This window comes from Pseudomonas sp. PAMC 25886 (assembly GCF_000242655.1).
Classification (GTDB): Bacteria; Pseudomonadota; Gammaproteobacteria; order Pseudomonadales; family Pseudomonadaceae; genus Aquipseudomonas.
Map to the genome: position 1 here is coordinate 168,347 of NZ_AHHC01000050.1, position 14,047 is coordinate 182,393.

Annotated in this window: 8 protein-coding genes; all 8 read right to left on the minus strand. The window is 62.9% G+C overall.

Annotation, left to right across the window (positions count from 1 at the left end; genetic code table 11):
• Window positions 1–241 precede the first annotated feature (241 nt).
• Window positions 242–1,720, minus strand: a complete 1,479-nt coding sequence (locus MUM_RS0116300) for an efflux transporter outer membrane subunit (protein ID WP_010171637.1) — start codon at window positions 1,718–1,720, stop codon at window positions 242–244.
• Window positions 1,717–4,824: an efflux RND transporter permease subunit gene (locus MUM_RS0116305; RefSeq protein ID WP_010171639.1), complete on the minus strand. Its 3,108-nt coding sequence runs from the start codon at window positions 4,822–4,824 to the stop codon at window positions 1,717–1,719. The genes MUM_RS0116300 and MUM_RS0116305 overlap by 4 nt, the downstream gene beginning before the upstream one ends.
• Entirely contained in the window at window positions 4,821–7,922 is a 3,102-nt protein-coding gene (locus MUM_RS0116310) for an MdtB/MuxB family multidrug efflux RND transporter permease subunit (protein WP_010171642.1), read from the minus strand. The genes MUM_RS0116305 and MUM_RS0116310 overlap by 4 nt, the downstream gene beginning before the upstream one ends.
• Window positions 7,919–9,226: an MdtA/MuxA family multidrug efflux RND transporter periplasmic adaptor subunit gene (locus tag MUM_RS0116315; protein ID WP_010171644.1), complete on the minus strand. Its 1,308-nt coding sequence runs from the start codon at window positions 9,224–9,226 to the stop codon at window positions 7,919–7,921. The genes MUM_RS0116310 and MUM_RS0116315 overlap by 4 nt, the downstream gene beginning before the upstream one ends.
• A gap of 230 nt (window positions 9,227–9,456) precedes the next feature.
• Window positions 9,457–9,957 carry a thiol peroxidase gene (tpx, locus tag MUM_RS0116320; RefSeq protein WP_010171646.1) on the minus strand — a complete coding sequence of 167 codons (501 nt, stop codon included), beginning with the start codon at window positions 9,955–9,957 and terminating at the stop codon, window positions 9,457–9,459.
• Window positions 9,958–10,065: 108 nt separating this feature from the next.
• Window positions 10,066–12,780 (minus strand): cystathionine beta-lyase, encoded by a 2,715-nt coding sequence (metC, locus tag MUM_RS0116325; RefSeq protein WP_010171648.1) that lies wholly within the window; start codon window positions 12,778–12,780, stop codon window positions 10,066–10,068.
• 25 nt (window positions 12,781–12,805) lie between these two features.
• On the minus strand, window positions 12,806–13,453 hold the full coding sequence (locus tag MUM_RS0116330) for a glutathione S-transferase family protein (RefSeq protein WP_010171650.1): 648 nt from the start codon (window positions 13,451–13,453) through the stop codon (window positions 12,806–12,808).
• Complete coding sequence (locus MUM_RS0116335) at window positions 13,450–14,046, minus strand: cysteine dioxygenase (RefSeq protein WP_010171652.1); 597 nt, start codon at window positions 14,044–14,046, stop codon at window positions 13,450–13,452. Before MUM_RS0116335 ends, MUM_RS0116330 begins: the two co-directional genes overlap by 4 nt.
• Window position 14,047: the final 1 nt, after the last annotated feature.

Here is a 14,047-nt window from a genome sequence, read left to right on the forward strand (position 1 = left end):
TCCGTGCCGGGCTGAAAAGTCAGGGATTGTAGCGAGATTAATTCTTGTACACCTGAAATATTGTCGTATAGCCATCATTCAAAATTTGACGCCAATCGGCTGGCTCAAAAACAGCGCAAAACCCTGTGGGAGCGGGCTTTCTCGCGAAGGCGCAGTGCCAGTCAACGATGTATCAACCGACCCACCGCTTTCGCGATCAAGCCCGCTCCCACACAAGCCCGAACACCTGCCAGACCGGTGCCTATTTCTTGTCGCTCAACTGCATCTGCCCATCCCAGCCACCGCCCAATGCAGCGATCAGTTGCACACTGGCAACCAGCCGGGTTTGCAGCAGGGTCAGCACCGTGCGCTCGTTGCTCAGGGCCGTGGCTTGCACGGTGACCACATCGAGATACGCGATCAAACCGGCCTTGTATTGGTTCTGGGTCAGGCGCAGGGATTCCCGGGCGGCGTCGAGGGCCTCGTTACTGACCACCGCCTCGTCTTCCAGGACCTTGAGCTGGACCATGTAGTTTTCCACCTCGCGAAAACCGTCGAGTACGGTCTGGCGGTACTTGGCCACGGTTTCGTCATAGGACGCTTCGGCGCGGTCGACTTCGGCCGAACGCTGGCCACCGTCAAACAAGGTCATGGCGAGTTTCGGCCCCACTGACCAGAAGCGGTTCGGCAGGCTGATCCAGTCGGCGTAGGTGCTGCTGGAATAACCACCGGCCAAGCTCAGGGTCAGGTCCGGGTAGTAGGCGGTCTTGGCCACGCCGATATTGGCGTTGGCGGCAATCACAGAGCGCTCAGCCTGGGCGATGTCCGGGCGGCGCTCCAGGAGTTGCGACGGCAGGCTCACCGGAATCTGCGGCAGGGCCGGAATGTCCTTGCTCACCGCCAGGTTGAAGTTGGCCGGCGGCACACCGATCAGCACGGCGATAGCGTTTTCCAGCTGCGCGCGCTGCCAGATCAGGTCGATCATGCTGGCCTGGGTGCTTTTCAGCTGGGTCTGGGCCTGGGCGATGGCGTCCTTGCCCGAGACACCGGCGCGGTATTGGTTCTGGGTCATTTGCAGGGAGCGCTGGTAGGTGTCTACCGTGGCTTGCAGCAAACGGGTCTGTTCGTCCATGACCCGCAGTTGCAGGTAATCCTGCACCAGTTCCGACTGCTGGCTCAGGCGCATTGCCGCCAGGTCCGCGGCGCTGGCTTCGGCACTGGCTTCATTGGCTTCCAGGCCCCGGCGCAATTTGCCCCAGATATCGGCTTCCCAGCTCACGCCCAATTGGGTGTTCAGGGTGTCGCGGATACCGCTGCTGGAACTGCTCAGGCTGGCGTTACTGCTGCCAGTGCCCTGGCTGGCCCGGGTTTTGGTGGCACTGAGGTCGACGGTCGGGAAGAACGCCCCACGGGCACTGCGCACCTGCGATGCAGCCTGACGATAGCGCGCCTCGGCCTGGGCTACGGTCTGGTTGGAACTGTTGAGTTTTTCTACCAGCTCATTCAACTGCCGGTCGCCGTACAACTCCCACCAGGCGCCGCGGGCCAACGAGTCGCTGGGGGCTGCCTGACGCCAGCCCTGGGCTTCCTTGTACTGGGCCGGCTCGGTCAACTCGGGGCGTTTGTAATCCGGGCCGACAGCGCAGGCGCTGAGCATCACGCCGCACAGGGCCAGGCTCAGCAGCTTGGAGCCGCGCGTCAAGGCCAGGCGTTGCACAGCGGGAAACGTTGAATCGGTCATAGCGCAGTGTCCAGGGCAGCATCGGTACGCACTCCGCGCCAACCGTTGAAACGGTGGCGCAGGCGGTCGAGATAAAGGTAAACCACAGGCGTGGTGTAAAGGGTCAGGATCTGGCTCACCACCAGGCCGCCGATAATCGTCAGGCCCAGGGGCTGGCGCATTTCCGCGCCTTCGGCGGTGCTCAGCAGCAATGGCAAGGCGCCGAGAATCGCGGCCAGGGTGGTCATCAGGATCGGCCGCAACCGCACGAGGCAGGCCGCGCGAATCGACTCCAGCGGGCTCATGCCGTCGTGGCGCTCCAGTTGCAGCGCGAGGTCGATCATCAGGATCGCGTTTTTCTTCACCACCCCAATCAACAGGAACAACCCCAACAGCGAGATCAGGCTGAACTCGCCCCCCAGCACGTAGATCGACAGCAGTGCACCCACACCTGCCGAAGGCAAGGTCGAGAGAATGGTCAGCGGGTGGATGTAGCTCTCGTAGAGGATCCCCAGCACCAGATACACCGCCAACAGCGCGCCAAGGATCATGAACGGCTGGCCTTTTTGCGTGGCGGCAAAGGCGTCGGCGGTACCGGACATCTTCGCGATCACGTCTTCCGGCAGGCCGACCTTGGCAATCGCCCGCTCGATGGCGGCCGTGCCCTGCTCTACCGTGACGCCGGGGGACATGTCGAAGGCAATGTTCTCCGACGCGAACTGCCCTTCATGGCGCACGGTGTCATCGGCCAGGCTGTTTTCGTAGTGCGCAATGGTCGACAGCGGCACACGCGCGCCCGTGGAGGTGATGACCTGCACTTGATTGAGGGTGATCGGGTCCTGGGCGTATTTCGGGTTGACCTCCATCACCACCTGATACTGGTTGAGGCTGTCATAGATCGTGGAAATCTGCCGCTGGCTGTAGGCGTTGTTCAGCACCGCCGTGACCATGCTCATGTCGATGCCCAGGCGCTTGGCCTGGTCACGGTCGACAATCAGCGTCACCTGCGCGGCGCCGCGCCCCTCACGGGCATCGATGGCGGTCAGCTCCGGCAACTCGCGCAACGCGGCGACCACTTTCGGGTACCACAGGCGCAAGGCGGCCAGGTCACCGCTTTGCAGGATGTAGGAATACTGCGCAGTGGTCTGGTCCCGGCTGCCACCAAATTGCAGGTCCTGGTCGGCCATCAGGAACAGCCGCCCGCCCGGCACCAGCGGCACGTCTTTACGCAAACGCTCGATCACTCCCTGGGCAGAAATCTTGCGCTCGCTGATGGGCTTGAGCCGCACCAGCATCACCGCGTTGTTGGTGCCGTTGTTGCCGCCGATAAAGCCGGCCACGCTCAGCACCGCGGGGTCCTTCAGCACGGCCTGGCGGAAGATCTCCATCTTCGGCTGCATCACGCCAAACGACAGCCCGTCATCACCGCGCACAAAACCGATCAACTGGCCGGTGTCCTGCTGGGGCATGAAGGTTTTCGGCACTACGACATACAGGGCCACGTTGACCCCAATGGTCACCAACAGGCTGAGCAGGGTCAGGCGCCGATGGCGCAGCACCCAGTCGAGGCTGCGGGCATAACCGGCGACCATGCGCGCGTGGGCCTTCTCGCTCCAGCGCTGCAAACCGGTTTCCTGCCCCGGGACGTGGGGCTTGAGCCACCGGGCACAGAGCATCGGGGTCAAGGTCAGCGACACCACCAGCGAGACGATAATGGCCGCCGCCAGGGTGATGGAAAATTCGCGGAACAAACTGGTGACGATCCCGCCCATGAACAGGATGGAGAGGAACACGGCCACCAGCGATACGTTCATCGACAGCAAGGTAAAGCCGACTTCCTTGGCCCCCAGGTACGCCGCCTTCATCGGCGGCACACCCTCGTCGATATGCCGGGAAATGTTCTCCAGCACCACGATGGCATCGTCCACCACCAGGCCGGTGGCAAGGATCAACGCCATCAGCGACAGGTTGTTCAGGGAAAACCCGAACAGGTACATCACGGCAAACGTGCCCACCAGGGACACCGGCACCGCCAGGGTAGGAATCAACGAAGCACGGAAGTTACCGAGGAACAGGTACACCACCAGGATCACCAGCGCCACCGCGATCAGCAACGTCATCTCGGCTTCGTGCAGGGTCGCGGTGATCACGGGCGAACGGTCCATGGCCAGGTTCAGCTTGACGCTGGACGGCAACACCGCCTGCAACGCTGGCAACTGGGCCTTGATCTGCTTGACCGTCTCGATGATGTTGGCGTCGGACTGGCGGTTGATCACCAGCAGCACCGCCGAATCATTGTTGAAGAAGCCGCTGTTATAGCGGTCTTCCACGCCGTCGCTGATCTTGGCCACATCCCCCAGGCGCAGGGCCGCGCCGTTCTGGTAGCGAATCAGCAGCGGCTCATAGTCCTTGGCTTTTTCCAGCTGGTCGTTGGCCTGGATCTGCCAGTTGCGCTCGCTGTCTTCCAGGGAGCCCTTGGGCCGGCGCACGTTGGCATTGGCAATGGTGTTGCGCACATCGTCCAGGGCCACGCCGTACTGGTCGAGGGCCTTGGGTTCAAGTTCGATACGCACGGCGGGCAAGGAGCTGCCGCCGATCTGCACTTCACCTACGCCCGGCACCTGGGACAGGCTCTGGGACAGGATGGTCGAGGCCAGGTCGTACAACTGGCCCTTGGGCAATACGTCCGAGGTCAGGGACAGCACCATGATCGGCGCCTGGGACGGGTTGATCTTTTTATAGGTGGGCATGCTGCGCATGCCGCTGGGCAGCAGGTTGCGCGAGGCGTTGATGGCGGCCTGCACTTCCCGGGCGGCGCCGTTGATGTCGCGGTTGGAGTCGAACGCGAGAATCACCCGGGTCGAACCCTGGCTCGACGAACTGCTCATGGTGGTGATGCCGGAAATCGCGCCGAACGAGCGTTCCAGCGGCGTCGCCACCGTAGAGGCCATGACCTCGGGGCTGGCCCCGGGCAGGCTGGCCGAGACCACGATCACCGGGAAGTTGATCTGCGGCAACGGCGACACCGGCAGCAAGTTGAACGCCACGCCGCCCAGCAACATGATCGCCAGGCTCAGCAGCATCGTCGCTACCGGCCGGCGAATGAAAGGTCCGGACAGGTTCATGACTCAACCGGCTCCAGGCGCACGGGTTCTTTGCGCCAGCGACGCCCCAGGCGGTCGAAATACAGGTAGATCACCGGTGTGGTGAACAGGGTCAGCACCTGGCTCACCAGCAACCCGCCGACCATCACCAGGCCCAGGGGCTGGCGCAACTCAGCACCGGAACCGGTGGCGAGCATCAACGGCACGGCACCGAACAGCGCGGCCAGGGTGGTCATGAGGATCGGCCGGAAACGCAACAGCGCCGCTTGATAGATCGCGGTTTGCGGGTCCAGGCCCTGGTTGCGCTCGGCGTCGAGGGCGAAGTCGATCATCATGATCGCGTTCTTCTTCACGATGCCGATCAGCAGGATGATGCCGATAATCGCGATCATCCCCAGGTCGTTGCCACTGAGCAGCAAGGCCAGCAAGGCCCCTACCGCTGCCGACGGCAAGGTCGAGAGAATGGTGATCGGGTGGATGTAGCTCTCGTAGAGCACCCCCAGCACGATGTACATGGTCACCACCGCCGCCAGGATCAGCAGCAAGGTGCTCGACAGCGACGCCTCGAACGCCTGGGCCGCGCCCTGGAACTGGGTCTGCACACCCACTGGCATGCCGATGTCTTTCTGGGCCTGGTTGATCAGCTCCACACCCTTGCCCAGCGCCACGCCGGGGGCCAGGTTGAACGACATCATCACCGCCGGGAACTGGCCGATATGCGCGATCGCCAACTGTGCCTGGCGCTGTTCCACATGGGCCAGGCTCGACAGCCTTACCTGGCCGCCGTCGGTGGTTTTCACGTGGATCTGGTTCAGGGCGGCCGGCCCGAGGGTTTCGCCCGACTGGGCCTGCAGCACCACGCGGTACTGGCTGGCCTGGGTATAGATGGTGGAAATCTGCCGCTGGCCGAAGGCGTCATACAGCGCATCGGTGATGGTCGATACCGTCACGCCAAGGCGCGAAGCGGCGTCGCGGTCGATCACCAGGTACACCTGCAGGCCTTTGTCCTGCAGGTCGCTGGCAACGTCGGAGAGTTCCGGCAACTGGCTGAGGGCGTGCACCAGCTTGTCGCTCCACAGGGCCAGCAACTCGGCGTCCGGCGAGGACATGCTGAACTGGTATTGGGTACGACTCACGCGGTCTTCAATGGTCAGGTCCTGCACCGGCTGCATGAACAGGCGGATGCCCACCAGCTTGTCCAGTTGCGGCTGCAGGCGCGTGATGATCTGCGCCGCGCTCAGGTCCCGTTCGCCGTGGGGCTTGAGGTTGATCAGCAGGCGGCCACTGTTGAGGGTGGCGTTATCACCGTCCACCCCGATATAGGAGGACAGGCTCTCCACCGCCGGGTCTTCGAGGATGATCTTCGCCAACTCCTGCTGGCGTTGGCTCATGGCCGCGAAGGAGATCGACTGCGGCGCTTCGGAAATACCCTGGATCACACCGGTGTCCTGCACCGGGAAGAAACCCTTGGGCACCACCAGGTACAGCACCACGGTCAGGCCCAGAGTGGCGATGGCCACCAGCAAGGTCAGCGGCTGGTGCTTGAGCACCCACTGCAACTTGCGCCCGTAGGCTTCGATCAGCCAGTCGATCCAGGCGCCGCTGGCCTTGTAGAAGCGGCCCTGTTCTTCTTCCTTGGGTTCACGCTTGAGCAACCGCGCGCACATCATCGGCGTCAGGGTCAGGGACACCACCAGGGAAATCAGGATCGCCACCGCCAGGGTGATGGCGAATTCACGGAACAAGCGCCCGACCACATCGGCCATGAACAGCAGCGGGATCAATACGGCGATCAGCGAGAGGGTCAGGGAAATCAGGGTGAAGCCGATCTGCTTGGCGCCCTTGAGCGCCGCCGCCATCGGCGTCTCGCCCTCCTCGATATAGCGGGAGATGTTCTCCAGCATCACGATGGCGTCGTCCACCACAAAGCCGGTGGCGATGGTCAGGGCCATCAGCGTCAGGTTATTGATGGAGAAGCCGGCCAGGTACATCACCCCAAAGGTGCCCACCAGGGACAGTGGCACGGCGATGGACGGAATGAGGGTCGCGCTGAAGCGGCGCAGGAACAGGAACGTCACCATCACTACCAGGGCAATGGCGATCAGCAATTCGTGTTGCACGTCCTTGACCGAGGCACGGATGGTCTGGGTACGGTCAGTCAGCACCGTCACGTCCAGGCCCGCCGGCAGGTTGTCGGTGATGCTCGGCAACAGCGCCTTGATCCGGTCCACCACCTCGATGACGTTGGCCCCGGGCTGGCGCTGGATGTTCAGCAACACCGCCTGGTTTTCGTTGGCCCAGGCCGCAAGGCGTTCGTTTTCGGCACCGTCGACAATCTGCGCCACATCCTTGAGCCGCAACGGCGCACCGTTGTTGTAGGCCAGGATCAGCTCGGCGTATTCCTTGGGCGAGACCAACTGGTCGTTGGCGTCGAGCATCGACACCCGCGTGGGGCCGTCGAAGTTACCCTTGGGTTGGTTGACGTTGGAGGCGGCGATCAGGGTACGCACGTCCGACAGGTTCAAGCCGTTGGCCGCGAGGGCCTCGGGGTTGACCTTGATCCGCACGGCCTGGCGCTGGCCGCCGGCAATGCTGACCATGCCGACGCCGCTGATCTGCGCGATCTTTTGCGCCATGCGTGTGTCGACCAGGTCATTGAGCTTGGGCAACAGCATGGTCTTGGAGGTGATGGCCAGGGTCAGCACCGGGGTATCCGCCGGGTTGACCTTGTTGTACACCGGCGGTGCCGGAAGGTCCTTGGGCAGCAGGTTGGTGGCGGCGTTGATCGCGGCCTGCACCTGTTGCTCGGCGACATCCATGTTGATGTCGAGATTGAACCGCAGGGTCAGTACCGAGGCGCCGCCGGAACTGGTGGACGCCATCTGGGTCAGGCCGGGCATTTGCCCGAACTGACGCTCCAGGGGCGCCGTCACCGCGCTGGTCATCACGTCCGGGCTGGCGCCGGGGTACAGGGTCATCACCCGGATGGTCGGGTAGTCTACCTGGGGCAAGGCCGAGACCGGCAACAGGCGGTAGGCGATCACGCCGGCCAAAACAATGGCCAGCATGCTCAGGGTAGTGGCTACCGGGCGAAGGATGAACAGCCGCGAGAGGTTCATGCGCCGCCCTTTTGCGCCTTGCCGGCATCAGCCGGGCCTTGCTGCGTCTTGGCTGCCGGCTGGCCCTGGAGGTGTTCGGTCGGGGTGGTCGGCACTTCACTGCTGTCGTTGACCACTTCGATTTCACTGCCGTCCTTCAGCCGGTCGGTGCCTTCCAGCACCACGCGGTCGCCGGCGGCGAGGCCTTGCTTGATCACGGTGTTGTCGCCGTCGGAATCACCGATCACCAGCGGACGTACCTTGACCTTCTTGTCGCCATCCAGCACGTAGACAAAGGTGCCGGTGTTGCCGAACTGAATCGCCGCCGACGGCGCCAGCACCACGTTATGCAGGGTGTCGGCCAGCAGGTGCACGTTCACGAACTGGTTGGGGAACAGTGCCTGGTCCTTGTTATCGAACCGTGCCTTGAATTTCAGGGTGCCGGTGGTGACGTCGATCTGGTTGTCCAGGCTCTGCAACAGGCCACTGGCCTTGAGGGCCACATCGCCACGGTCCCAGGCTTCCACCGGCAGCTTGTTGCCGGCGTGATAACGCGCCAGTACGGTTTCCAGGGTGTTTTCCGGCAACGTGAAGACCACGCTGATCGGTTGGGTCTGGGTGATCACTGCCAGGAAGGTGGTGTCGTTGGCCGCCACAAGGTTGCCCACGTCCACCTGACGCAGGCCGACACGCCCGGTGATCGGGGCGCGGATCTTGGTGAATTCGAGGTTGAGCTTGGCGTCATCCACCGCGCCCTGGTTGGTCTTGACCGTGCCCTGGTACTGCAGCACCAGCGCTTCGGCGGTGTCGAGGGTTTGTTTGGCGATACTGTCCTGGGCGTACAGGTCGCGATAACGCTGCACATCGACCTGGGCGTTTTTCAGCTGCGCCTGGTTTTGCAGCAACGTGCCCTGGGCCTGGAGCAAGGCATTCTGGTAACTGCGCGGGTCGATTTCCGCCAGCAGGTCACCGGCCTTGACCATCTGCCCTTCTTCAAAGGCGATCTTGACCAGCTCTCCCCCTACCCGGCTGCGCACATTGATGGTGTTCAATGCGGTGACCGTGCCCAGTGCCTTGTAATACACCGGGAACTCACCCAGCACCGCAGGCGCCACGCGCACCGGCACCGGGCCGGTAGAACCACCAAAGCCCGGACGCATCATGCCCGACTTGCCGGCATGCCCGGCGGGCTTCTTCTCGGCGCTGTCTTTGTGGCTGCCAGGCCAGAATTTCCAGCACAGGCCGGCAATGACCAGCAGCACGAGGAGGCCGAACAGCCAGCGGCGGGAGTGACGAGGGGTGGATTGCATGGAGTGATCAACCATTGGGCGCGAGAGCTTCTTCTTTGGGAGGCTGAAAGATAAGCACTGGGGCGCGTTAAGAAAAGCGCCTTTACCGGCTATTTACCTTGGATTACAACTTTTAACTTCTTTGCTTAGTCCATTCGCTATCTGACTAAGCCTCTGAAGCACAAATAAAAACGGCCTGGACTAGGCCAGGCCGTAATACTGCATCACGCGTGTTACTGCAAAACGACAGTAATGCGTAGTAACAGTTACTTCAAAACAGCCAGGGCTGCTTCGTAGTTCGGCTCTTGGCCGATTTCGCTGACCAGCTCGCTGTGCAGCACGTTGTCATTTTCGTCCAGCACCACGACGGCACGGGCGGTCAGGCCGCGCAGCGGGCCTGCGGCGATCGCAACGCCGTAGTCAACGGCAAAACCGGCATCGCGGAAGTCCGACAGGTTCTTCACGTTTTCCAGGCCTTCGGCGCCGCAGAAGCGTGCCTGGGCAAATGGCAGGTCAGTGGAAATGCACAGCACCACGGTGTTGTCCACGCTGTTGGCCTGGGCATTGAACTTGCGAACCGAAGTCGCGCAAGTCGGGGTATCGATGCTTGGGAAGATGTTCAGCACTTTGCGCTTGCCGGCAAAGGTAGCCAGGGTCGCGTCCGACAGATCGCCAGCAGTCAGGGTAAAGGCTGGCGCTTTGGCGCCGACTTGTGGCAAGTCGCCGTCGACCTGGATAGGGTTGCCTTTATGGGTAACTTGAGCCATGAACGGAATCCTTCTAGTGGTGGTAGTGAAACGAATTTCAGGTGCCGAAGTTAAACACAAAGTTCGATTGGCACCTATGGTCGGACGCAAATTGTCATGGAGCGGGACTCAACGCCCCGCCGCCACGAACCCCCGTTGCAAATCCTCGATCAACGCCTCCACATCCTCCAGTCCCACATGCAGACGCACCACCGGGTTCAGTCCACGGTCAGCGACGCTCTGGCGGTCCTGGGTATCGGCCAGGGTCACCAGGCTCTCAAAACCGCCCCAGGACGCACCCAGGCCAAACAGCTGCAAGCCGTCGATAAACCGTTCGACGTAACCGGCATCCGCGCGGGTGAGTTCAAACGACAGCAAACCGTTACTGCCGCTGAAGTCGCGCCTCCACAGCGCATGGCCAGGGTGCTCGGGCAAGGCCGGATGAAACACTCGCTTGACCTGCGGCTGCGCCTGCAACCACTGGGCAATCGCCAGCGCCTGGCGCTCGTGCACGTCCAGCCGGGAAGCCAAGGTGCGCGCGCCACGCAGGATTAGGTAGGCATCGTCGGCACTCACCGCATCGCCAAAGGTGTCGCTCATTTTCGCCAGGGCCGGCCATGCTGCTTCGCTGGTGCAGACACTGCCCATCATCACGTCACTGTGGCCGCCGAGGTATTTGGTCAGGGCCATGATCGAGATGTCGGCGCCCAACGCCAGCGGCCGGTACAAGTAGGCCGAGCCCCAAGTGTTGTCCACCGCCAGCAGAATCCCGCGCGGCTTGCACAGTGCGGCTATCGCGGGCAGGTCACACAGTTCATACAGCAGCGAACCCGGCACTTCCGCATAGACCATTTTGGTGTTGGCCTGTAACTGCGCTTCCAGACCGCTGCCGTCCGGGGTGAAGTAGCTGACTTCGATGCCGAATGGCTGCAGGAACTCGCGGGCCAGCTTGCGCACCGGGGAATACACCGCGTCGGTGATCAGTACATGATCGCCGGGTCGCAGGTAGGCCAGGAACGTCTGCGCCGCAGCGGCGAGGCCGGTGCCATACAGCCGCGTGCGATAGCCGCCTTCGAGTTCGGTGACCAAATCTTCCAGGGCGAACGCGGTGGGGTTGCCACGCGCGCCGTAACTCAGGACACGCTCGCTGTCGCGCCGGGAACGCGCGTCACGCATCTGGGCGAGGTTGTCGAACAGCACGGTGCTCAAACGGGTGATGGGGACGTTCACCGCCCGGCCGCCATTGCCGCCTTCGGTACGTGCCGCATGAATCAGCCGGGTGCGCACGCGCGATACGGGCGCCAATGGTTTGAGGCTGGCGATTTCCGCCTCGCTCATCTGCGCCAACAAGCCGATTTCCCAGGCCAGGTATTGGCGGGCGGCATCCTTGTTGCCGCTATGGCGGTCGTGGGTGAAGAACAGGAAGTCGATGCACTGATTATCCGCTGGGGTCTGCGCATCCTCGATCACCGGCAAACCGGCTGCGACCCAGGCGGCATAGCCGCCGTCGAGCACGTGCACCTCTTCGCCCAACCCCAGCGCGGCAAACGCGGCCAGCGCCGGGTCATCCGCCAGCAGCACCAACGGCCGCGCACCGGCGGCCAACAACGAGCGAATCGACCAGCGCGAACCGGCAATCCGGCCCTTGCGATGGATCATGCTCGGGCGCAGGTCCACCAGGTCCACGGCATCGTCTTTCAGGGCATCGGCCAGCGCCTGCACCGAGATCAATGGCAACGCCTTGAACGGCACAGCCTGCCTGACCGGTAACGCCAGGCCACTCTGGACACCGTCCTTGAGCACATAAGCCTCATGTCCCAATTGCCGCAGCCAGCTGGCGACAATCGGCGCACGCACGCCGTCGCTGTCTACCAGCACCACCCGCGCCTGACGCACGCCGATGTACAGGTCGGTGGACTGGATCAACTGCCCGCCTGGGGTATGTTGCGCCCCCGGCAAACTGCCGGCGGCAAACTCTTCGGCGGTGCGCACATCACACAGGAACAGGCTGCGGGACGGGTCTTGCGCCCACTGGCGAACCTGATCCGCCACCACACTGACCACCCCTGCCCGCGCGGCCAATTGCCGGGCAGCCTCGCGCTGCTGCACCAGATCAGTGGAGACCTGATCGGCATACCGCCGGGTGCTGCCATGCTCCAGCTTGAAATCCGCCAGGTACCACCCCTGAGTGCCGTTCTCCAGTGCATAGACCGGGTTCTTCACGCCGAGGTTGATCAGCGTCTGGGCGCCGATAATGCTGCGGGTACGACCGGCGCAGTTGACCACGATCGGCGTGGTCTCATTCGGCACCAGGTCGTGCACGCGGTAGCCCAGTTCACCGTTGGGGCAGCAGATGGAACCGGGAATGGTCATCTTGCGGTATTCATCGAACGGCCTGCCGTCGAGCACCACCAGCGGCTCGCCCTTGGCCTGCCAGTCCGCCAGTTGCTGCGCGGTGACGTGGGGCGTGTGGCTGGCCTCTTCCACCAATTCGCCAAAAGCTTTTGACGGCACATGCACCCCGGCAAACAGTTGCAGGCCCGCTGCCTGCCAACCGTCCGCGCCACCTTGCAGCACATGCACATGGCGGTAACCCAACGCCTGCAAGCGCTGCGCTGTCCGGGCAGCCACCTCGCCGCCGTCCTGGTCGTAAATCACCAGGCGCACCTGAGGATTCGGCGCCAGGCGCTGCACCTCCAGTTCAAGACGGCTGTAGGGCAGGTTCACCCCGTGGAACAAGTGGGCCTCGCCGTATTGGCCGTGCTCGCGTACGTCAAACAGGGCGATTTCCTGGCCGTCGAACAGCCATTGTTGCAATTGCCCGGGTGTGATGGTCTGGCTCATGAAAGTCCCGCAAAAAAGAGATGAATTACTGCAAGGCCAACGAGCGCTCGCCAGCGGCGACTTCACGCCCCTTGGCATAGGCGCGCTGGACCGCCGGGCGCGCCTTGATCCGCAAGCGCCAGGCCTGGATGTTCGGGTAGTCCGCCAGGTCCTGGCCTTGGCGCAGGGGCTGGATCCACGGGAAGATCGCCATGTCGGCCACCGAATACTCGCCCGCCACGTACGGCACCTCGGCCAAGCGTTGCTCCAGCACCCGATACAGGCGCGTGGCTTCGGCGTTCAGCAGGTCCAGGGCGAAGGGAATCGGTTCCGGCGCCTTCTCCTTGAACAGCTGCAACTGGCTCAGGTACGGAGTGATGTGCCCCACCTGCCAGAACAGCCACTCCTGGACTTTCTGGCGCTCGGCGGTGCCGGCGGGCGGCAGGAAACGCCCGGCCTGGTCGGCCAGGTAATTCAGGATCGCCCCGGACTCGAACAGGCTCAGGGGCACGTCGAGGGTGTGGTCGACAATCGCCGGAATCCGCCCATTCGCGCTGATGCGCCGGAAGCTTTCCTGTTTCTGCGCGCCTTCACGGATGTTCACCGGAATCAGGCGGTACTCTGCTTCCAGCTCTTCAAGCAGGATGCCGACTTTCAGGCCGTTGCCGGTGGGCCAGTAATACAGGTCGATCATGCGTAGGCCTTGATCGACGGGGCCATCTGCGAGGCGTTGTAGTTGAGAATCCGGCCGTCGGCTTCAACGCCATAACGGCCATTGAGGGACTCCAGCGGCAAGCCATACAGGTGGAAGTGCAAGGTCGGCTGCTCACCCTCGACGCGAATCCCGTGCAGGTCTTCACCGAGGAACGAGATGGAAGTACCCGGCTGCACGATGACTTCTTTCTCAAGGGTCAGGGTGGTGAAGCCTGCGTCACGCCCTTCATCGTTGCGGCCATAGACGTAGTTGATCTCCTGGCCTTCAACGGCACTGATGATCGCCCAGGTTTCATGGTTGTGGGGGATGGTGCTTTTGCCCGGCAGCAGCGAGTTCAGGTACAGGGTCGGTGTGTCGCCATCGTCGTTCAGGCGATAACGGAAGGCAGTACTGCCCTGCCCCGGCACCGGTGCGGGGAATTCGCTGAAGTTGAACAGGTCCCGGCGCTCGGCCAGGGTTTCCAGCAGCCCGACGATTTCCACCAGGGCCGCGCGGTCTACGCCACGCTGGTTGATGACGCGGATCTGCTGCAGGAAGTCTTCGATAACGGCGGCACGGTTTGCGGTACTCATG

What these genes read in the sequence shown, in the direction of transcription:
- MUM_RS0116300 (WP_010171637.1), bottom strand. Translation starts at nt 1,720, where the DNA reads ATGACCGATTCAACGTTTCCCGCTGTGCAACGCCTGGCCTTGACGCGC.
- MUM_RS0116305 (WP_010171639.1), bottom strand. Translation starts at nt 4,824, where the DNA reads ATGAACCTGTCCGGACCTTTCATTCGCCGGCCGGTAGCGACGATGCTG.
- MUM_RS0116310 (WP_010171642.1), bottom strand. Translation starts at nt 7,922, where the DNA reads ATGAACCTCTCGCGGCTGTTCATCCTTCGCCCGGTAGCCACTACCCTG.
- MUM_RS0116315 (WP_010171644.1), bottom strand. Translation starts at nt 9,226, where the DNA reads ATGGTTGATCACTCCATGCAATCCACCCCTCGTCACTCCCGCCGCTGG.
- tpx (WP_010171646.1), bottom strand. Translation starts at nt 9,957, where the DNA reads ATGGCTCAAGTTACCCATAAAGGCAACCCTATCCAGGTCGACGGCGAC.
- metC (WP_010171648.1), bottom strand. Translation starts at nt 12,780, where the DNA reads ATGAGCCAGACCATCACACCCGGGCAATTGCAACAATGGCTGTTCGAC.
- MUM_RS0116330 (WP_010171650.1), bottom strand. Translation starts at nt 13,453, where the DNA reads ATGATCGACCTGTATTACTGGCCCACCGGCAACGGCCTGAAAGTCGGC.
- MUM_RS0116335 (WP_010171652.1), bottom strand. Translation starts at nt 14,046, where the DNA reads ATGAGTACCGCAAACCGTGCCGCCGTTATCGAAGACTTCCTGCAGCAG.